The organism is Cellulomonas sp. SG140, assembly GCF_025770785.1.
GTDB lineage: Bacteria > Actinomycetota > Actinomycetes > Actinomycetales > Cellulomonadaceae > Cellulomonas.
Window position 1 is genome coordinate 1 of sequence record NZ_JANZLA010000010.1, and the last position, 19,909, is coordinate 19,909.

21 protein-coding genes are annotated in these 19,909 nt (G+C 73.2%); 3 read left to right on the top strand and 18 right to left on the bottom strand.

The window, feature by feature from the left end:
• Nucleotides 1-848: translation initiation factor IF-3 (infC, locus tag N0B34_RS16080; RefSeq protein ID WP_263732287.1), on the bottom strand; the 848-nt coding region annotated here is incomplete at its 3' end.
• A 317-nt stretch (nt 849-1,165) separates the two neighbouring features.
• Between infC and N0B34_RS16085 the strand changes: the two genes are divergently transcribed.
• The 3 genes from N0B34_RS16085 to N0B34_RS16095 are packed head-to-tail and all read left to right on the top strand — an operon-like array spanning nt 1,166 to nt 2,955.
• The gene (locus N0B34_RS16085) at nt 1,166-1,600 is read left to right on the top strand and encodes a DUF1844 domain-containing protein (protein ID WP_263732288.1); all 435 of its coding nucleotides are present in this window, start codon (nt 1,166-1,168) and stop codon (nt 1,598-1,600) included.
• 24 nt (nt 1,601-1,624) lie between these two features.
• A complete protein-coding gene (locus tag N0B34_RS16090; RefSeq protein ID WP_263732289.1) occupies nt 1,625-2,227 on the top strand; it encodes a hypothetical protein in 603 nt (200 codons plus the stop codon).
• Complete coding sequence (locus N0B34_RS16095; protein ID WP_263732290.1) at nt 2,224-2,955, top strand: S1C family serine protease; 732 nt, start codon at nt 2,224-2,226, stop codon at nt 2,953-2,955. The genes N0B34_RS16090 and N0B34_RS16095 overlap by 4 nt, the downstream gene beginning before the upstream one ends.
• Before the next feature lie 34 nt (nt 2,956-2,989).
• On the opposite strand, the gene N0B34_RS16100 is transcribed toward N0B34_RS16095, so the two are convergent.
• The 17 genes from N0B34_RS16100 to N0B34_RS16180 form a co-directional block, all read right to left on the bottom strand.
• Nucleotides 2,990-3,712, bottom strand: coding sequence for an SseB family protein (locus N0B34_RS16100; protein WP_263732291.1), 723 nt, complete (start codon nt 3,710-3,712; stop codon nt 2,990-2,992).
• Nucleotides 3,709-4,452, bottom strand: coding sequence for a bifunctional 1-(5-phosphoribosyl)-5-((5-phosphoribosylamino)methylideneamino)imidazole-4-carboxamide isomerase/phosphoribosylanthranilate isomerase PriA (gene priA, locus N0B34_RS16105; RefSeq protein ID WP_263732292.1), 744 nt, complete (start codon nt 4,450-4,452; stop codon nt 3,709-3,711). Before priA ends, N0B34_RS16100 begins: the two co-directional genes overlap by 4 nt.
• Nucleotides 4,453-4,504: 52 nt before the next feature.
• Complete coding sequence (gene hisH / locus N0B34_RS16110) at nt 4,505-5,176, bottom strand: imidazole glycerol phosphate synthase subunit HisH (RefSeq protein WP_263732293.1); 672 nt, start codon at nt 5,174-5,176, stop codon at nt 4,505-4,507.
• A gap of 49 nt (nt 5,177-5,225) precedes the next feature.
• A complete protein-coding gene (locus N0B34_RS16115; protein ID WP_263732294.1) occupies nt 5,226-5,729 on the bottom strand; it encodes a hypothetical protein in 504 nt (167 codons plus the stop codon).
• Nucleotides 5,726-6,328 carry an imidazoleglycerol-phosphate dehydratase HisB gene (gene hisB, locus N0B34_RS16120; RefSeq protein ID WP_263732295.1) on the bottom strand — a complete coding sequence of 201 codons (603 nt, stop codon included), beginning with the start codon at nt 6,326-6,328 and terminating at the stop codon, nt 5,726-5,728. Before hisB ends, N0B34_RS16115 begins: the two co-directional genes overlap by 4 nt.
• Entirely contained in the window at nt 6,325-7,440 is a 1,116-nt protein-coding gene (locus N0B34_RS16125; protein ID WP_263732296.1) for a histidinol-phosphate transaminase, read from the bottom strand. Before N0B34_RS16125 ends, hisB begins: the two co-directional genes overlap by 4 nt.
• A gap of 118 nt (nt 7,441-7,558) precedes the next feature.
• Nucleotides 7,559-8,881 carry a histidinol dehydrogenase gene (gene hisD / locus N0B34_RS16130; RefSeq protein ID WP_263732297.1) on the bottom strand — a complete coding sequence of 441 codons (1,323 nt, stop codon included), beginning with the start codon at nt 8,879-8,881 and terminating at the stop codon, nt 7,559-7,561.
• A gap of 72 nt (nt 8,882-8,953) precedes the next feature.
• The gene (gene dnaE, locus N0B34_RS16135) at nt 8,954-12,523 is read right to left on the bottom strand and encodes a DNA polymerase III subunit alpha (RefSeq protein WP_263732298.1); all 3,570 of its coding nucleotides are present in this window, start codon (nt 12,521-12,523) and stop codon (nt 8,954-8,956) included.
• A gap of 64 nt (nt 12,524-12,587) precedes the next feature.
• On the bottom strand, nt 12,588-13,523 hold the full coding sequence (locus tag N0B34_RS16140; protein WP_263732299.1) for an RluA family pseudouridine synthase: 936 nt from the start codon (nt 13,521-13,523) through the stop codon (nt 12,588-12,590).
• Nucleotides 13,520-14,155, bottom strand: coding sequence for a signal peptidase II (gene lspA / locus N0B34_RS16145; protein WP_263732300.1), 636 nt, complete (start codon nt 14,153-14,155; stop codon nt 13,520-13,522). Before lspA ends, N0B34_RS16140 begins: the two co-directional genes overlap by 4 nt.
• Nucleotides 14,156-14,175: 20 nt before the next feature.
• On the bottom strand, nt 14,176-14,631 hold the full coding sequence (locus N0B34_RS16150; RefSeq protein WP_263732301.1) for a TraR/DksA family transcriptional regulator: 456 nt from the start codon (nt 14,629-14,631) through the stop codon (nt 14,176-14,178).
• 284 nt (nt 14,632-14,915) lie between these two features.
• Nucleotides 14,916-15,596 carry a DivIVA domain-containing protein gene (locus N0B34_RS16155; protein WP_263732302.1) on the bottom strand — a complete coding sequence of 227 codons (681 nt, stop codon included), beginning with the start codon at nt 15,594-15,596 and terminating at the stop codon, nt 14,916-14,918.
• A 199-nt stretch (nt 15,597-15,795) separates the two neighbouring features.
• Nucleotides 15,796-16,071, bottom strand: coding sequence for a YggT family protein (locus N0B34_RS16160; RefSeq protein WP_263732303.1), 276 nt, complete (start codon nt 16,069-16,071; stop codon nt 15,796-15,798).
• A gap of 3 nt (nt 16,072-16,074) precedes the next feature.
• Complete coding sequence (locus N0B34_RS16165) at nt 16,075-16,551, bottom strand: cell division protein SepF (RefSeq protein WP_263732304.1); 477 nt, start codon at nt 16,549-16,551, stop codon at nt 16,075-16,077.
• A gap of 97 nt (nt 16,552-16,648) precedes the next feature.
• Nucleotides 16,649-17,467, bottom strand: coding sequence for a peptidoglycan editing factor PgeF (pgeF, locus tag N0B34_RS16170; protein ID WP_263732305.1), 819 nt, complete (start codon nt 17,465-17,467; stop codon nt 16,649-16,651).
• 3 nt (nt 17,468-17,470) lie between these two features.
• A complete protein-coding gene (gene ftsZ / locus N0B34_RS16175; protein WP_263732306.1) occupies nt 17,471-18,724 on the bottom strand; it encodes a cell division protein FtsZ in 1,254 nt (417 codons plus the stop codon).
• A gap of 209 nt (nt 18,725-18,933) precedes the next feature.
• Entirely contained in the window at nt 18,934-19,872 is a 939-nt protein-coding gene (locus N0B34_RS16180) for a cell division protein FtsQ/DivIB (RefSeq protein WP_263732307.1), read from the bottom strand.
• Nucleotides 19,873-19,909 lie beyond the last annotated feature (37 nt).

The window sequence follows — 19,909 nt, forward strand, 5'->3', positions numbered from 1 at the left end:
CTCGGCCGAGGCGTCGACGCCGGCGCAGCTGCCGGGCGCGCGGCGGACGGAACCGCCCGTGCGGGTGCAGCAGCAGCCGGAGCCGCAGCTGCGGGGGCCGCGGCTGCAGGTGCCGGCGCGGCAGCAGGTACGGGCGCCGCGGCGGGTGCCGTCGTGGGAGCCGCACCGGCCGCCTGCTCGTCGGCGGGAGCCGCTGCCGGCTGCTGAGGGGCAGCCGCCTCGGCGGGCTTGGCCGCTGCCTGGGCCCGGCGCTGCTCGCTGCGCTGGTCCGCCTTCTTCTTGGTCGGCCCGAGCACCATGATCATGTTGCGGCCGTCCTGCTTGGGCATCGACTCGATGAAGCCCAGCTCGGTCACGTCGTCGGCCAGGCGCTGCAGCAGGCGCACGCCCATCTCCGGGCGCGACTGCTCGCGACCCCGGAACATGATCATGACCTTGACCTTGTCGCCGCCCTTGAGGAAGCGCTCGACGTGCCCCTTCTTCGTGGCGTAGTCGTGCGGGTCGATCTTCAGGCGGAACCGGATCTCCTTGAGGACCGTGTTCGTCTGGTTCCGGCGAGCCTCACGGGCCTTCATGTCGGCCTCGTACTTGAACTTGCCGTAGTCCATGATCTTGACGACCGGCGGGCGGGCGTCGGGGGCCACCTCGACGAGGTCGAGGTCGGCGTCCTGGGCAAGGCGCAGTGCGTCCTCCACGCGGACGATGCCGACCTGCTCGCCGTTGGGGCCGACCAGGCGGACCTCGGCGACGCGGATCCGATCGTTGATGCGGGGCTCGCTGATGTGGTGCTCCTCGAGAGTCGTGACGGACGACCGCCCGGGAACGAGGAAGGCCCCCGCCCTGGGCACAGGCGGAGGCCTCGGCAGCACCGCACCGGTGGTTGGTGACCACGCGGCGGCACACGGCGCGGCCGTGTGCTGCGGACTGGACCCGGACCCTGTCGTCAGCACGTCCGGCGGACGTGCTGTGCGGTCGGGACCAAGGTGGGAGGTTCTCCACTTGTGCACCCGACGCGTGCGTCCGTCCGCACCCCCGCGGATGGTCCGTGGGAGCACAGGACAGGGCCTGCGCCAGGTCAGTCGTACCACAGGCTACCAGACGGCGGCGGCGGCCCCTCCCGAGCCGGTACGCGGGCGCCCGTGGACACGATGAGAGGATGCGTCCCATGACCGCGAACGCCAGCCCCGAGCAGCCGGTGAGCGCCTCCGCCGAGGCGCACGGCTCCGACGCCACGACGCGTCCTGCTCACGTGCACGAGTCGGTCGCCGAGGCGACGCGCGACATCGCCGACGTGTCGGCAGGCGAGGTGATCAGCACCGCGGCCGTGCACCTGATGAGCGCGGCGGCGGTGAAGTGCGGGCTCGCGGAGGACGGGCCCGCGGGAGCCGGTGCCGCGTACCTCGACCTGGACGAGGCCCGGAAGCTGATCACCGCGCTGGCGGCCCTGGTGACCGCGTCCGCGCCGGACCTCGGCGATCAGCACGCCCGGCCGCTGCGCGACGGGCTCCGGTCGCTGCAGCTGGCGTTCCGCGAGGCGTCCCCGTACCCGGACGCCCGTGGCGAGGGCCCCGGCGAGAAGTTCACCGGTCCCGTGTCCTGAGCGGCGCGCTCCTATCCTTGCCGCGTGAGCGATGAGCCGACCGGCCTCGTCTGGAGCCAGCCCCCGCACCGGGACGACGAGACGCGGCCGCTCCCGGTCGTCGAGCCGGGTCGCCGCGGGCGTCGGCGCCCCGCGCCCCTGGTCGTCGTGCTCGTCGTCGCCCTGGTCGTCGCCCTCGTCGCGGTCGGCCGGATGATCCAGGTGACGACCGCGTGGCAGCGCTCGTCCGCGCAGTGGCAGGCGCTGGCACACACCCACGGGGACCAGCTCGCCCAGGCCCAGGCGGATCTCAAGGCGGCGCAGGACGAGCTGACCGCCACCCGCTCCCAGCTCGACACCGCACAGCAGCGGATCACCCAGCTGGCCGACGAGAAGGCCAAGCTCGGCGACACCACCGCCGCCCAGCAGCAGCTCGCCGACTACCAGGCACGGGTGTCGCAGGCGGCCGGCAAGGTCGCGACCTCCCTCGCCACCTGCATCGACGGCCAGAACAAGCTGATCAGCTACCTGACCAACGCCTCCGCCTACGACCCGGCGTCCCTGGCGAGCTATCGCAACGACGTGCAGTCGTACTGCGGGCAGGCGACCGCCGCGAACACCGCGCTGCAGCGGGAGCTGTCGCGGTGAGACGTCCCGTCGCCGTCGCACTCGTGGGCGGCGCCGCCCTGCTGGCCGGCTGCGGGGTGCTGCCCGGGATGCCGCCCCCCGTCCCGACCAGTGTCGTACCGACCAGCCTGCCGACGCCGTCGATCTCCGCAGGCACGTCGACGCTGTCGGCGGACGGGTTCGACGCCGTACGGCGGATGGCGGTCCGCGTCCGCAACGTCGGCTGCGGCCAGGTCTCCACCGGGTCCGGCTTCGCACTGACGGACCACGAGCTGGTGACCAACAAGCACGTCGTCGCCGACTCGGCATCCCTGCAGGTGTCGACGTACGACGGCCGCGACGTAGCGGTCACCGCGGCCAGCACCGCGAAGCTGGCGGACCTGGCGATCGTCCGGACCGCCGACGCGCTGCCGTCGGCGCCCCAGCTGGCCGCCCACGACCCGCAGACCGGTGACCCCGTGACGGTCGTCGGCTACCCGCTGGGCAGCCGGCTCACGCTGACCGACGGGCACGTCATCGGGTCCACGACCGACCCGCTGAACGCGACGCTCGGGCAGGTGCTGGTGACCGACGCCCCGGTGGAACCGGGCAGCTCCGGGTCGGCGGCGCTCGGTGCCGACGGCACCGTGATCGGCGTCGTCTACGCCAAGAGCACGGACGGGCACAGCTACCTGGTACCGGTCAGCACGCTGCGCCGCATGCTCGACGACAGCTCGGCCTTCAGCCCCGCGCCGACCTGCACCGGCTGACCGGCCCCCGGTCCGGCGCGCTCCACCGGTCGCGTCAGGCGCTGCGCAGCCTGAGCTCGAACGAGTCGACCCGCTCCGCGGCCACGGGGTCCGCCGCGAGCCGCTCGCCGACCCGCTGCAGCAGCGCGTCGAGCTGCTGGCGGTCCAGGCCCGCCCGCAACGTGAGGTCCACGGCGACCTCGGCACGCCCGCCCGGCACCGCCGCGCAGGCCACCACACCGTCGAGCCCGTCGAGGGCGGCGCGAACGGCGTCCCGGACCGTTACCACCACGGCTCCGTCTGCGACCGCCGGTTCCCAGGGGCGGCCCTCCGCCAGCGCCACCACCGCCGGACGAGGCACCGTCACGGCCGTCGGGCCCGCAGGGTCCAGCACCAGCACGGGCCAGCCGTCGGACACGGCGGACTGCGCCGCACGCGACGCCTCGGCCGGTACCGGCCGAGCGTCCTGGCGCCACGCCGCCAGGGTGGCGACGCTGCTGAACACCGGCAGCGCGGTGCGCCCGTCTTCGATCTGCAGCCCGACGACGCCGGCCGAGGCCGTCGAGTCGCCGGCGTGCTCGGCGGCAGCCTGCTCGGCGGACACCTCGGCGTGGGCCAGCACCGGCACCAGCACCCTGGTGGCGCTCAGCGCGACCACGACGTCGGCCAACGACGACCGTCCCTGTGCGTAGGCGCTGACCACGGCCGCGAGCGCCGGGTCCGCGGAGCCGTCGTCGTGCGCGAACGCCGAGGTCGGCGGGAGCTCGCGCGGGCTCACGGGCGCCCGGCGACCTGCAGCGCCGCCTCCAGCGTGAAGGCACCGGCGTACAGCGCCTTGCCCACGATGGCACCCTCGACGCCGACCGGGACGAGCGCGCGCAGCGTGCGCAGGTCGTCCAGGCTCGAGACGCCGCCCGAGGCGACCACCGGCGCGGACGTGCGGCCGCACACCTGGCGGAGAAGGTCGACGTTGGGGCCTCGCAGGGTGCCGTCCTTGGTCACGTCCGTCACGACGTAGCGGGCGCAGCCCGCGTCATCGAGGCGGGCGAGGACCTCCCACAGGTCCCCGCCGTCCTTCGTCCAGCCCCGTGCGGCGAGCGTGGTGCCCCGCACGTCGAGTCCCACCGCGACGCGGTCGCCGTGCGCCGCGATGGCCGAGGCCGTCCACCCCGGGTCCTCGAGCGCCGCCGTGCCCAGGTTCACCCGTGCCGCGCCGGTCGCGAGCGCCCTGTCGAGGGAGGCGTCGTCGCGGATGCCGCCGGACAGCTCGACCCGGACCCCCCGCTCGGCGAGCTGAGCCGCGACGTCGGCGAGCAGCGCGGCGTTGGACCCGCGGCCGAAGGCCGCGTCGAGGTCCACCAGGTGCACCCACTCGGCGCCCGCCTGCTGCCAGGCGAGCGCCGCATCCAGAGCGTCGCCGTACCCGGTCTCGGAACCGGCCTCCCCCTGCACCAGCCTGACGGCCTGGCCGTCCACCACGTCGACCGCCGGCAGCAGCTGCAGGCGCGGCTCGCTCATCTCGTCGTGCTCCTCACGTCGGAAACCAGGGGACTGCCGTGCGCGACGCGTGTCAGCGCAGGGAGGCGACCCAGTGGGACAGCAGCTGCGCCCCGGCGTCGCCGGACTTCTCGGGATGGAACTGGGTCGCTGCCAGGGGACCGTTCTCCACGGCGGCGACGAACCGGTCACCGTGCTCGGCCCACGTCACCAACGGCGGTGCCATCGGGCTGGGACGCGCCGCCGATCCCGTGAGCGGGAACGACCGCGCGGCGTAGGAGTGCACGAAGTAGAAGCGCTCGTCCTCGAGCCCGGCGAAGAGCGTCGACCCCTCCGGAGGCTGCACGGTGGCCCAGCCCATGTGCGGAACGACCGGTGCCTCGAGGCGGTCCACCAGCCCGGGCCACTCCCCCAGCCCCGCGGTGCGCACACCGTGCTCGACGCCCTCCGCGAACATCACCTGCATCCCGACGCAGATGCCGAGCACCGGCCGGCCACCGGCGAGGCGGCGGTCGACGACCTGGTCACCCCCGACGGCGCGCAGCCCGGCCATCACGGCGGCGAATGCGCCGACGCCGGGCACGACGAGGCCGTCGGCCTGCTGGGCGCGGTCCTTGTCGGCGGTCAGCTCGACCTGCGCCCCGACCCTCTCGAGCGCGCGCACGGCGGAGCGCACGTTGCCGAAGCCGTAGTCCAGGACCACGACGTGGGGCTGCTGAGGCACGCCGTCAGGGTACCTGCGCATCGCGCGCCGTCTCCGCGGCGCCCGCGTCCGGGTCCGGCGCGCGGCGGCGTCAGTCCCGCGAGCGCCGCCCGGCGAGGGTTCGCAGGGCCCGCCACCGGGTCATGCCGACGCTGGTCACCGTGCCCGGCACGTCGGCTGCTCGCAGGCCCCCGAGCAGCAGGTCCTCGAGGAGCTGGGGCGCGTCGGACAGCACCAGGCCCGGTGGGAGGTCCCGCGTGCGTTCGCCAGCGACCCAGTGCGTGGCGGACACCTGCTCCTCACGGCGCTCCAGCAGCACGACCGGCACGGCGCGCAGCAGCTCGGAGATCGCCGCGGCCCCCTGCTCACCGGCGCCCGGGTCGCGCAGCACGGCGATCGCGCCGACGTCCGACGGGACGGCGTCGACGTCGACCTTGGCCAGCGCACAGGTGGCCGCGAGCGGCGCCGGGTCGGCCACGGGTGTCACGACGAGCGCGACCGAGGGGACCTCGTCGTCCAGCTCCGAGAGGTCGTCCGGGATCTCCAGACCCGCGAGCGGGTCGTCGTCAGCCCCCGACGGCACGGCGCCGCTCACAGGGCGCCCTTGGTGGACGGCACACCCTCCACCCGCGGGTCGAGCGCCACGGCCGCGCGCAGCGCGCGTGCCAGCGCCTTGAACTGCGCCTCGACGATGTGGTGGGGGTCGCGGCCGGCCAGCACGCGCACGTGGATGGTCATCGCCGCGTGGTGTGCGATCGACTCGAGCACGTGCGCCGTCAGGGAGCCGGTGAAGTGGCCCCCGATGAGGTGGTACTGCTGCCCGGCCGGCTCACCGGAGTGCACGAAGTACGGGCGCCCGGACACGTCGACCACCGCCTGGGCGAGCGCCTCGTCGAGCGGCACGGTGGCGTCCCCGAACCGGGCGATCCCGCGCTTGTCGCCCAGCGCCTCACGCAGCGCCTCGCCGAGCACGATGGCCGTGTCCTCGACCGTGTGGTGCGCGTCGATGTGCGTGTCGCCCCGCGACTGCACCGTCAGGTCGAGCAACGCGTGCTTGCCGAGCGCCGTGAGCATGTGGTCGTAGAACGGCACGCCGGTGTCGATCGTCGTCCGCCCGGACCCGTCGAGGTCCAGCTCGACCACCACGCTCGACTCGCTCGTCGAGCGCTCCACCCGCGCCGTGCGACCGCTCACAGTCCCGCCACCTCCACCAGGGCGGCCTTGAAGGCCGCCGTCTCCTGCGGGGTGCCGACCGACACCCGCAGCCATCCGGCCGGGCCGACCTCACGGATCAGCACGCCACGGTCGAGCAGACCCTGCCAGACGCGGTGCGCGTCGTCGAGGACCCCGAACAGCACGAAGTTGGCGTCCGAGTCGGCCGCCGTGAGCCCCTTGTCCCGCAGCCACGCCACGAGCCGGTCACGCTCGTCCCGCAGCGCCCCGACCTGGGCCATCAGCTCCTCGGAGTGCGCCAGCGCGGCGCGCGCGACCGCCTGCGTCACCGCCGACAGGTGGTACGGCAGCCGCACCACGCGCAGCGCGTCGACCAGGTCTGAGGCGGCGGCGAGGTACCCGACCCGCCCGCCGGCGAGGCCGAACGCCTTGGACATCGTGCGGCTCACGGCGAGGTTGGGGTGGTCGACGAGCAGCTCGAGCGCTGACGGCGTGCCGCGACGGCGGAACTCGCCGTACGCCTCGTCGACGACGACGACGCAGCCGTCGGGCACCTCGGCGGCCGCCGCGAGCACGGCCTCGACGGTCGCGAGAGGCAGCGCGGTTCCCGTGGGGTTGTTGGGGCTGGCGAGGAGCACGACGCTCGGCCGCTCCTCGGCGATCACGTCGTGCGCGTGCGCCGGGTCGAGGCTGAAGTCCTCCGCGCGGCGGCCGGTGACCCACCGGGTCGACGTGTCACGGGCGTACTCGGGATACATCGAGTACGTGGGGGCGAACGACACCGCGGTCCGCCCCGGGCCGCCGAAGGCCTGCAGCAGGTGCAGCATCACCTCGTTGGACCCGTTGGCCGCCCAGATCTGAGACGGGCCGAGCCGGACGCCCGACTCCGCGAGCAGGTAGGTCGCCAGGTCTGCCCGGAGGTCGGCGAAGTCCCGGTCGGGGTACCGGTTGAGGGTCGCGGCAGCGGTGCGCACCGCGGCAGCGATGTCGTCGACCACGGCGGGCGAGGGAGGGTACGGGTTCTCGTTGACGTTCAGCCGCACGGGGACGTCCAGCTGCGGCGCGCCGTAGGGGTGCAGACCTGCCAGCTCGGGTCGTAGGGGCAGGGCGGCACGCGGCTGGTCGGCGGTCACCGGACGAGTCTAGGGAGCGCCTCGGAGCACCCCTGCAGCGGTCCGCCGTGCGGGCCGGCGCGCAACCTCGTGCGCCCACCGCCGCACCCCGCGGACCGCCTCACCCCGCGGACGGCCGTCAGAAGCGGGCCCGCACCGCCTCACCGTGAGCCGGCAGCCGCTCGGCGTCGGCGAGCGCGACGACCCGGTCCGCCACGGCGGCCAGGGCCTCGGCGTCGTACTCGACGACCTGCACCGGGCGGACGAACGAGTGGACCCCGAGCCCGCTCGTGAAGTGCGACGAGCCCCCGGTCGGCAGCACGTGGTTCGACCCGGCCATGTAGTCCCCGAGCGACACCGGCGAGTACGGGCCGACGAAGATCGCGCCGGCGCTCGTCACCTGCTCGGCGAGCGCGGCGGCGTCCTGCGTCTGGATCTCCAGGTGCTCGGCACCGTACGCGTTGACCACCTCGAGCCCCGCGGGGAGGTCGTCCACCAGCACGATCGCCGACTGCGTACCGGCCAGGGCCGTCCGCACGCGCTCCGCGTTCGCCGTCGCGGGCACCAGCTGAGCCAGCGCGGCGTCCACGGCGTCCGCGAGCGCCGACGACGGCGTGACCAGCACCGCCGCCGCCAGCGGGTCGTGCTCCGCCTGCGAGACCAGGTCCGAAGCGACGTGCCGCGCGTCCGCGGACTCGTCCGCGAGGATCGCGATCTCGGTGGGTCCCGCCTCCGCGTCGATGCCGACCCGCCCTCGGACCAGGCGCTTGGCGGCCGCGACGTAGACGTTGCCGGGTCCCGTGATCACGTCCACCGGCTCGCACAGCACCGCACCGTCGCGGTCGTCCTCCCCGACGGCGCCGTAGGCGAACATCGCCACCGCCTGGGCTCCTCCCACGGCGTACACCTCGTCCACGCCGAGCAGCGCGCAGGTGCCCAGCACCACGGGGTCCGGAAGGCCGCCACGGTCCTTCTGCGGCGGCGAGGCGACGGCCAGCGACCCGACCCCGGCCTCCTGCGCCGCGACGACGTTCATCACCACCGACGACGGGTAGACGGCCAGGCCGCCGGGGACGTACAGCCCGACCCGCCGCACCGGGATCCAGCGCTGCCGCACCTGGGCGCCGGGCGCGAGGTCCGTGACGAACGGCGCGGGCCGCTGGGCGGCGTGCACCTGGCGGACGCGACGGATCGTCTCCTCCAGGGCGTCGCGGATCTCCGGTGCCAGCGCCTCGACCGCTCGCGCCAGGACGTCCGCCGGCACCCGCAGGTGCTCGGGGCGCACGCCGTCGAACCGCTCCCCCAGCTCCCGGAGCGCAGCAGCACCGCGCGTCCGCACCGCCTCGAGCACGGGGAGCACCGCGGCGGCGGCGTGCTCGACGTCCAGCTCCGCCCGAGGAAGCGCGTCGATCAGCTCACGTCGGGACAGGGAACGGCCGCGCAGGTCGATGCGGGAGATCACGGGGCGCAGTCTAGGCGGGCCTCCGCGGCGGGTCCGGGGCGTCCGAGACCCGCGGCGTGCGGCGTTCCGTCCTCAGGAGGCCAGGCAGCTCGGTCCGAGCAGCGCCTTCAGGTCGCCGAAGAGGGCCGGGGTGCGCTCCACGCGCAGGCCGTCGCCGAGCCGCATCACCGTCGCGCGGCCCGGGCTCGTCAGCCGGAGCCGCACCTCGGTCACGCCGGGATGCGTTCCCAGCACCTCGCGCAGCCGCTCGACCACCGGCGGCGTGCACCGCGCCACCGGGAGCGAGACGAGCAGCGGAGCGTCGGTGCCCTGCGAGATGTCCGGCAGGGTCACCTCGTTGGCCTGCAGCTGCAGCTGCTCGTCCCGACGCCGCACCCGGCCTCGCACGACGAGGACGGCGTCCTCGGCCAGCACGGTGGAGTACGCCAGGTACGTCTCGCCGAAGAAGAGCACCTCGATCGAGCCCTCCATGTCCTCCAGCGTGATGACGGCCCACGGGTTCCCCTGCTTGGACATCTTGCGCTGCAGCGACGTGACCAGGCCGGCCACCACCACCATCGACCCGTCCGGTCGCGCCTCGTCGGCCAGCAGGGTGGCGATCGACACGTCGGCCGCCGTCGTCAGCACGTGCTCCAGCCCGGACAGCGGGTGGTCGGACACGTACAGGCCCAACATCTCGCGCTCGAACTGCAGCCGCTGCCGCTTGTCCCAGTCCGGCACGTCCGGCACGGTCACGGCGAAGCCCGGACCGCTGTCCGCGCCGCCACCCATCAGATCGGCGAACAGGTCGAACTGCCCCTCCGCCTCCTTGCGCTTCACGCCGATGACCGAGTCCACCGCCTGCTCGTGCACCAGCAGCAGCCCACGCCGGGTATGACCCAAGGAGTCGAACGCCCCCGCCTTGATCAGCGACTCGATCGTCCGCTTGTTGCAGACCACGGCGGGCACCTTGTCGAGGAAGTCGGTGAAGGAGGTGAACGCCCCCTTCTCCTCGCGGGCCTTCACGATCGCGTCCACCACGTTCGCGCCGACGTTGCGTACCGCCGTCAGGCCGAACCGGATGTCGTCGCCGACGGCGGTGAACAGGGCGGAGGAGGAGTTGACGTCCGGCGGCAGCACCGTGATGCCCATGTGCCGGCACTCGCCGAGGTACAGCGCCGACTTGTCCTTGTCGTCACGCACCGAGGTGAGCAGGGCGGCCATGTACTCGGTCGGGTAGTTCGCCTTGAGGAACGCCGTCCAGTAGGAGACGACGCCGTACGCCGCCGAGTGCGCCTTGTTGAACGCGTACCCCGCGAACGGGACGAGCGTGTCCCACACCGCCTGGATCGCCCCGTCGGAGTACCCGTTCGCGCGGCACCCGGCCTGGAACGGGATGAACTCCTTCTCGAGGATCTCCTTCTTCTTCTTGCCCATCGCGCGACGCAGCAGGTCGGCCTGGCCGAGCGTGTACCCGGCGAGCTTCTGGGCCGCTCGCTGCACCTGCTCCTGGTAGACGATCAGGCCGTAGGTGATGCCGACGACGTCCTGCAGCGGTTCCTCGAGCTCGGGGTGGATCGGCTCGACGTTCTGCAGCTTGTTCTTGCGTAGCGCGTAGTTGATATGCGAGTTCATGCCCATCGGGCCCGGCCGGTACAGGGCGATGACGGCGGAGATGTCCTCGAAGTTGTCCGGTCGCATCTGCCGCAGCAGCGAGCGCATCGGTCCGCCGTCCAGCTGGAACACCCCGAGCGTGTCGCCGCGCGCCAGCAGGTCGTACGTCGGCTGGTCGTCGAGCGGCGTGTCCTCGATGAGGATCGCCGGCTTGCCGTTCGCGACGATGTTCGCCAGCGCGTCGTCCAGGATCGTCAGGTTCCGCAGGCCGAGGAAGTCCATCTTGATCAGGCCCAGCGCCTCGGACGCCGGCTGGTCGAACTGCGTGATGATCGCGCCGTCCTGCGGCCGCTTCATGATCGGGACGACGTCGGTCAGCGGGACGCTCGACATGATCACGCCGGCGGCGTGGACGCCCCACTGCCGCTTGAGGTTCTCCAGCCCGCGCGCCGTCTCCAGCACCCGCTGCGCCTCGGGGTCGGCCGCGACGACCTGGCGGAACTCCTCTGCCTCCGCATAGCGCGGGTGCTCGGGGTCGTACATGCCGGACAGCGGGATGTCCTTGCCCATGACCGCCGGCGGCATCGCCTTCGTGAGCTTGTCACCCATGGCGAAGGGGAACCCGAGCACGCGCGAGGAGTCCTTGAGCGCCTGCTTCGCCTTGATGGTGCCGTAGGTGACGATCTGCGAGACCCGGTCCTCGCCGTACTTCTCCGTGACGTAACGGATCACCTCGCCGCGCCGGCGCTCGTCGAAGTCCACGTCGACGTCCGGCCAGGAGATGCGCTCGGGGTTGAGGAAGCGCTCGAAGATCAGCCCGTGCTTCAGCGGGTCGAGCTCGGTGATGCCCATCGCGTAGGACGCCATCGAGCCCGCCGCGGACCCACGGCCGGGCCCGACCCGGATGCCCTGGGACTTCGACCAGTTGATGAAGTCGGCGACGACGAGGAAGTAGCCGGAGAACCCGAGCTGGGTGATCACGCCGGTCTCGTACTCCGCCTGGCGGCGCACGTCCTCAGGCACCTGCCCGTGGTACCGCCGCTGCAGGCCGCGCTCCACCTCCTTGATGAACCAGGAGTCCTCGTTCTCCCCGGGCGGGGTGTCGAACCGGGGCATGTAGTTGACGCCGGTGGTGAACTCGACCTCGCACTGCTCGGCGATGCGCAGGGTGTTGTCGCACGCCTCGGGCAGCTCCGCCCAGGTGGCTCGCATCTGCGCCGCCGACTGCAGGTAGTAGCCCGTCCCGCCGAAGGCGAACCGGCTGCCGCCCTGGTCGGAGGTCGGCTCGTCGAGCGTCGAGCCGGACTGCACGGCCAGCAGAACCTCGTGCGCGTGGGCGTCCTCCTCGCGCGTGTAGTGCAGGTCGTTGGTGGCGACGAGCGGTGCGTCCAGGGCCTCGGCGATGCGCAGGAGGTCCTTGATCACCCGGCGCTCGATGTCGAGGCCGTGGTCCATCAGCTCGACGTAGAAGTACTCCTTGCCGAAGATGTCCTGCAGCTCGCCGGCGGCGCGCAGCGCCTCGTCGAACTGGCCGAGCCGCAACCTCGTCTGCACCTCGCTGGAGGGGCAGCCGGAGGTGGCGATCAAGCCCTCCGCGTACCGCGAGAGCAGCTCGCGGTCCATCCGGGGCCACTTGCCCATCTGGCCCTCGAGGGACGCCTCCGAGCCGAGCCGGAAGAGGTTGTGCATGCCGGCGGTGGTCCGGGACAGCAGCGTCAGGTGCGTGTACGCGCCACGCGCGGAGACGTCGTCGGCCGCCTGGTGCGCCTCGCCCCACCGGACCCTCGTCTGGTCGAACCGGCTGGTGCCCGGCGTGACGTACGCCTCGACGCCGATGATCGGCTTGATCCCGTGCGCCTTGGCCTTCTGCCAGAACTCGAACGCACCGAACAGGTAGCCGTGGTCGGTGATCGCCATGGCCTTCTGGCCGAGGCGTTCCGCCTCGTCGAACAGCTCGCCGATCCGGGCCGCACCGTCCAGCATCGAGTACTCGGTGTGCACGTGGAGGTGGACGAAGTCGGTGCTCTTCGAGCCACCCGCCGCTGCCATGCGGGCGATCCTACGTCGCCCCACCGACGCCCCCCGGTGTGTCGTCGGGCGTGCCGCGGCAGGGTCAGCGATACGTCGATCGCAGCTCGTCCAGGGCGTGCTGGAGGTCCTGCGGGTACTCGCTGACGACCTCGAGCCAGCTTCCCGTCGCCGGGTGCTCGAAGCCGAGGCGGACCGCGTGCAGCCACTGCCGGGTGAGCCCCAGCCGCTGCGCGAGCGCCGGGTCCGCGCCGTAGGTGACGTCCCCGACCAGCGGGTGGCGCAGCGCCGCGAAGTGCACGCGGATCTGGTGGGTCCGGCCCGTCTCGAGGTGGACCTCCGCGAGCGAGGCACCCGGAAGCGCCTCGATCACCTCGTAGTGCGTGACCGACGGCTTCCCGTCGGCGACCACCGCGAACTTCCAGTCCGACGACGGGTGCCGCCCGATGGGGGCGTCGATCGTGCCGGTCGCCGGCGACGGATGCCCCTGGGCCAGGGCGTGGTAGACCTTCTCGACCGTGCGCTCCTTGAACGCCCGCTTGAGCGCCGTGTACGCCCTCTCGCTCTTGGCGACGACCATCAGCCCCGAGGTGCCGACGTCCAGCCGGTGCACGACACCCTGCCGCTCGGCGGCCCCCGACGTGGAGACCCGGTACCCCGCAGCGGCGAGCGCCCCCACCACCGTCGGACCGGTCCAGCCCGGCGACGGGTGCGCCGCCACCCCCACGGGCTTGTCGACGACCACGAGGTCGTCGTCGTCGTACCGGACCACCATCCCCGGCACCGGTTCCGGCGGCGGAACGGCCGCGGACGAGGCCACGTCGGGCAGCTCCACCTCGAGCCACCCGCCCGCGACGAGACGGTCCGACTTGCCGAGTGGCCGGCCGTCCAGGGCCACGGCGCCCGCCTCGACCAGGTCGGCCGCGCGCGTGCGGGACAGGCCGAGCAGCCGTGCCACGGCAGCGTCCGCCCGTTCCCCGGCGAGACCGTCCGGCACGGGCAGGCTCCGTCGCTCGCTCACTGCGGGACGTCGTCCGCCGACGCGGCCGCCCCCCCGCGCGCGACGCGCTCCGGCCTGCCCCCGTCCAGCTGGACACCACGCATGGTCTGGAGCACCACCAGCACGGCGGCCACGACGATCGCCACGTCGGCGACGTTGCCGACGAAGAGGTGGCCGTACGCGATGAAGTCGACGACGTGCCCGCGCGCCGGTCCGGGCGCCCGGACCAGCCGGTCGACCAGGTTGCCCACAGCGCCGCCGAGCAGCAGGCCGAACGCCAGCGCCCACCCGGTGGAGCCGAGCCGCCGCGACACCCGCACGACGACCACCACGACGGTAGCCGCGATGATCGTCAGCACCCAGGTCATGCCGGTCGCGATCGACAGCGCGGCACCGGGGTTGAACACCAGCTGGAGCCCCAGGAGGCTGTCGAGCACCGGACGGCGCAGTCCGTCCGCCAGTGCACGGAGCGCCCACGCCTTCGTCAGCTGGTCGACGACCAGCACCAGCGCCGCCAGCACCACGACCAGGACGAGCAGCCGCCGGTGCGCCGGCGCCCCGGCCGCACTCCCGGTCGATGCGGACCGCGAGGAGTCTGGATCGGCCTGCTGGGCGGTACCGGCGATCGGTCGTGGCTCGTCAGGCGTGGGCACCGCAGGAGTCTACGGGCGCGTCAGCGCCGTTCCTCGCGCTGCTTGCACTCGACGCAGAGCGTGGCTCGCGGGAAGGCCTGCAGCCGAGCCTTGCCGATCGGCTTGCCGCAGGACTCGCAGGCGCCGTACGTGCCCGCCGCGATGCGCTCCAAGGCGTGACGCGTCTGCTCGAGCAGGTCGCGGGTGTTGTTCACCAGCGTCAGCTCGTGCTCCCGCTCGAGCGCCGAGGACCCGTAGTCGGCCTGGTCGTCACCGGCTCCGTCGCCGGAGTGCCGCAACAGCTCGGACAGCTCGGCGTCGGCGTTCACCAGCTCGCCCTCGAGCCGCTCGCGCTCCGCCGTCAGCTCGTCGGCGACCTCCGTCACCTCGGCCGCCGTCCACGGCTTCTCGCCGTCCCGTACGGGGAACTGCTTCACCATCGTGCTCAGGTCCTTGGTCTCGCCGCTCGCGGTGAGCGTGGTGAGTGCCTCGTTCATGGCCGTCGGTCCCCCCTCGCTGGAGTCACGCGAATGTATTCGTGCGCAGGCCGGAGCACAACAGGACACGCACCCGTTCGCCCGCGGTGACCGGCTGAAGTCTCGCGGAACCCGCGTCGATTGCCGCGTCCGGGCCTAGGCGCAGGTCAGGGAAGCGGTCGACGACGACCTCGCACCGGCCGGACCACGAGGTGGCGACGCCGCACGCGCACGACCGCCCGGCACCCCAGAGGGGGCGCCGGGCGGCGCGACGACGACGTTGCGGACTGCGGGAGGCCGCGGACTCAGATGCCCTGGACCTCACCGACGGGCTGCGCCTGGCCGCTGCGCGGAGGCAGCGCGTTGCCTCGGTTGTCCAGGTCGCCGAGGAGGTTCTCGAGGTAGCTCTTCAGGCGCGTGCGGTAGTCGCGCTCGAACACCCGGAGCTCGTCGATCTTGCGCTCGAGCAGCGACCGCTCCTGCTCCAGCTGACCGAGAGTCCGCTGGGAGGTCTCCTCCGCCTCGCGGACGATGTGCGTGGCACGAGACTTGGCCTCGTTGATGAGGCGGTCGGACTCCTCCTGACCGCTGCGCACGTAGTCGTCGTGCAGCTTCTGCGCCAGCGCGAGCATCCCGGTGGCGGACTCGGGCTCGTTGCGAGGCGCCGGTGCGGTGACCGCCGGGATGGGGGGCGCGACTGCGGCGACCGGTGCGGGCGCGGGGGCCTGGACGGGCTCCGGAACCGGCGCCGGCTCGGGCTTCGGCGCGGGCGGCTGCTGCTGCGCACCGGTGCGGCTCAGCTCCGCGATCCGACGCTCGGCTGCCGCGAGCTTCGTCTTGAGGTCCTCGTTCTCGTTCTGCAGCTCACGCAGGGTGTTGACGATCTCGTCGAGAAAGTCGTCGACCTCGTCCTGGTCGTACCCCTCGCGGAACTTCGTCGACTGGAACTTCTTGTTCAGGACGTCGTCTGCGGTCAGCAGTGCCATCGTCGTCACCTCTGTCGGTCGTGCTGCTAGGCCGGCGGCAGTCCACCGACCGCCTCGGGCCACCGTAGCGGACAAACGGCGAGCCGGACTCCCCCCGACACGCGTGCCGTCCGGGAGAGGAGCCCGGTCAAGGGGCCGCTCTCGGAGGCCACTTCACGGCTGTTCGCCCGTTCGCGACCGGCAGTCGGCCCCTTCTGTCCTATATGACCGAGAGCAGCACGATGCAGATGAGGAACAGCACGGTGAACGCCAGGTCGAGCTGCACCGGTCCGAGCCGCAGCGGGGGCAAGAACCGCCGCAGCAGGCGCAGCGGCGGGTCCGTGACCGTGTACGTCGCCTCGGCGACCACCAGAGCCACGCCCGTCGGGCGCCACGTGCGGGCGAAGACCTGGACCCAGTCGAGCACCATCCGCACGAGCAGGATCAGGAAGAAGACCAGGACCGCCAGGTGCAGGACGGCGCGGACCAGGCCCACCGGTCAGCTCTGGTTGTAGAAGCCGGGACGCCCCGCCGCGTCGGAGCCGTGCCCCTCGCCGGAGACCTCGACCGTCGCCGGGGAGAGCAGGAACACCTTGCTGGTGACGCGCTCGATCGCACCGTGCAGGCCGAAGATCAAGCCGGCGGAGAAGTCCACCAGGCGCTTGGCGTCCGCGTCGTCCATGTCCGTGAGGTTCATGATCACCGGGACCCCGTCCCGGAACGCCTCACCGATCTTGCGCGCGTCGTTGTACGAGCGCGGGTGGATGGTGGTGATGCGGCGCAGCTCGCTGGACGTCGCCGCAGCGACGGCGGCACCGGTGACGCGGGTGGGTCGCCGCAGCGGGGTGACCTGAGCCTCGAACTGGTCCGGCACCTCGGCCTCCTCGACGTCGTCCTCGACCCACTCGTCCTGCTCCTCGGGCCGCTCGTCGGCCAGACCGAGGTACAGCATCGTCTTCCGCAACGCTCCAGCCATCGCGTCTGCTCCCATCCTCCGGACGTCTCCGGTCCCCCACCCGTCCGGGTCGACCCCCGGAGACGGCGCAGCGCCACCGGCGGAAGCACTGCGCTCGTCACGCTAGCAAGGCGTCCTCGCTGGTCGGCGCCGCGACACGCGGTGCCGCGGGCAGCAGCCGGACGATCCCGCAGGAGCGGCCCGTCGTCGTGCCGGCCGCGGTCGCCCGGCGGTGCGAGTAGAGGCCCGGATCCCGGAAGGTGTCGCGATCCAGGCGGTGGACCCGGTGCACCCCTGATGCCGCCAGGACGGCGACGACGCCCGCGGGGAGGTCGAGCGCGGGCGTGCCCCACGACGTTGTCGCCGCGCTGGCCGGCACCACCTGAGCCACCGCGTCGCGCAGGTCGGCCGGCACCTCGTACGACCGCCCGGCGACCGACGGTCCCACCGCCGCGACGACCCGGTCGAGGCGGGCGCCGAGGCCGGTCATCACGTCGAGCGCCGCCTGGACCACGCCGGCCACGAGGCCGCCACGGCCGGCGTGCACCGCCGCCACCACCCCGGCGTCGGGGTCGGCGAGCAGCACGGGGACGCAGTCGGCGACGAGGACCGCCAGCGCCACGTCGGTCCGCGCGGTCACCAGGGCGTCGGCGACCGCGACCGAGTCCGTCCCGTCCGCAGGAGGGCCGTCGACGACCACGACGTCGCGCCCGTGCACCTGCGTGGCGAAGGCCACCGGGACCCCGGCCCACTCCGCCAGGAGCTCGCGGTTGCGGCGCACCCGGTCCGGGTCGTCACCCACCGCCAGGCCGAGGTTGAGGCCGTCCCACGGCGGGAGGCTCACGCCACCGGCTCGCGTGGTGAACCCGGCACGGACCGACGCACCGAGGCCGGCCTCGAGCACGTCGAGACCGGCCTGGGGTGCGCTGGAGCTCATCGACTACTTGAGGAAGTCCGGCACGTCCAGGTCGTCCGTCTCGCGACGGGGCGGCTCCTCGGTGAAGACCCGCGGCACCTCGAGGGGGCCCGTGAGCGGCCGGGGCTCCGCCTCGGTCGACAGGAAGGCGGGGACCGGCGAGGTGGCCGGCGCCTGGACGGGCTCGAGCGGCTCAGGCACGTAGGTCCGCGGCGCGGGGACCACGGGCGTCTGGTGAGCACCCGGCAGGGCGGCCGGGCGCGCCGCCGCGGACTGCTGGCTGCCACCGCTCACCTGGCCCAGGGCCCGCGCGTCCCGTCGCACCTGAGGCGAACCACCGTCGAAACCGGCCGCGATGACCGTGACCCGCACCTCGTCGCCGAGCGCGTCGTCGATGACCGCGCCGAAGATGATGTTCGCCTCGGGGTGCGCCGCCTCCTGCACCAGCCGTGCGGCCTCGTTGATCTCGAAGAGGCCGAGGTCCGAGCCGCCCTGGATCGACAGGAGGACGCCGTGGGCGCCGTCGATGCTCGCCTCGAGCAGCGGCGAGGAGATCGCCATCTCGGCCGCCTGCACCGCGCGGTCCTCGCCTCGGGCGAAGCCGATGCCCATCAGGGCGGAGCCGGCGCCCTGCATCACGGACTTCACGTCCGCGAAGTCGAGGTTGATCAGGCCCGGTGTGGTGATCAGGTCGGTGATGCCCTGCACACCCGAGAGGAGCACCTGGTCGGCGGAGTGGAACGCGTCGAGGACGCTGACCGAGCGGTCCGAGATCGACAGCAGGCGGTCGTTGGGGATCACGATCAGCGTGTCGACCTCGGCGCGCAGGGCGTCGATGCCGGAGTCCGCCTGGTTGGAGCGGCGGCGACCCTCGAAGGTGAACGGCCGGGTGACGACACCGATCGTCAGGGCGCCGAGCGAACGGGCGATCCGTGCGACCACCGGCGCACCGCCGGTGCCGGTGCCGCCGCCCTCGCCCGCCGTGACGAAGACCATGTCCGCCCCGCGCAGGACGTCCTCGATCTCCTCGGTGTGGTCCTCCGCGGCCTTCTTGCCGACCTCCGGGTCGGCGCCGGCGCCGAGCCCGCGGGTCAGCTCGCGGCCGACGTCGAGCTTGACGTCCGCGTCGGACATGAGCAGGGCCTGTGCATCGGTGTTGATCGCGATGAACTCGACGCCCTTGAGACCGACCTCGATCATGCGGTTCACGGCGTTCACGCCGCCGCCGCCGATGCCGACGACCTTGATGACCGCCAGGTAGTTCTGCGGAGCTGCCACGGTGGGTGCCTCTCGTTCTCGCGTCGTGCGGGTCGCGGCCGGGCCGCGGTCGCCGCTCCGACACGCGGAGCGTCGCTTCAACCTTCACCCTCAAGTTGAGGGTTAGAGTTATGTCAGGTCTGTCGTCAGTGCGTGACGCTAGGTCCGCGCCCCATCCCGATCAACGACCGCGCCGCGCGTGTCGGCGGGTGATCCGTGACGGGCTCGGCTCAGCGGGTGATCGGCAGGCGGGGCGCCGACACGTCGTAGACGTGCGCCCCCTTCGCCGTCGGCGAGGCCCGGAGCGCGGTGAGGACCGCGATCTTCAGCGCCGTCTCCTGGGAGCTCCCCCAGTCCACCTCGACGCCGTCGCGCAGGTGCATGGTCACGGTGTCCTGGGTCTGGGCCGCCACGCCGGCGACCTCGGCCAGGAGTGCCGGTGGCAGCTGGCGCAGCACGCCGAGGACCGCCTGCAGCGTGCGCGCGTCACCGGCCGGCACGTCGACGACGGGCAGCCCGGCAGGCGCCGCATCGGCACGGCCCACCTGGACGCCTTCCTCGTCGAGGAGGGCGAAGCCCGGCGCGGCCGCGCCGACCGGCGCCTGCTTCTCCGGGACGGCTGCCACGGGCTCGCGCGCGACGAGCTGCACGGTGAGCCCGTGCGGCCAGTCCCGCGTGACGCGAGCCTCCCGGACTCCGGGCACCTGGAGCAGCCTGTCGCGCAGTGCCACGGTCCCGAGGCGCGGCAGCGGGACGCCGGTGTCCTTCGCGACGACGGCCCGCACCTGGTCGACGGCCACGACGGTGCCGGCTCCGGCGACGGTCACGTCCGCGGGCCGCAACGCCAGCACCGGGGACCAGAGCAGCAACCAGGCCAGTGCGCCGACGAGCAGGACGGCAGCCGCCGCGAGGGCGATCTGCCGACGCGCGAGCGTGCGGCGTGCGCGTGCCCGCTCGGCGAAGCGCTGCACCGAGCGCGTGGACACGACGGGCGGACGAACCGGGCCCCCGAACCGGCGCACCTGGTAGGTGGTGGCGCTCTGGTACCGGCTCTGAGCAGGTGCGGCGGGTAGCGCGGACGAGCCGTTCGGCGCGGGGACCGCAGCGGAGCCGGTCGGTGCGTCAGCCTTCTTCGACGGTGCCGCGGCCGCGTGGCCGGCCGTCGGCACGCCCGTCTCAGCGCGCGGTTCGCGGACCGGTTCGCGG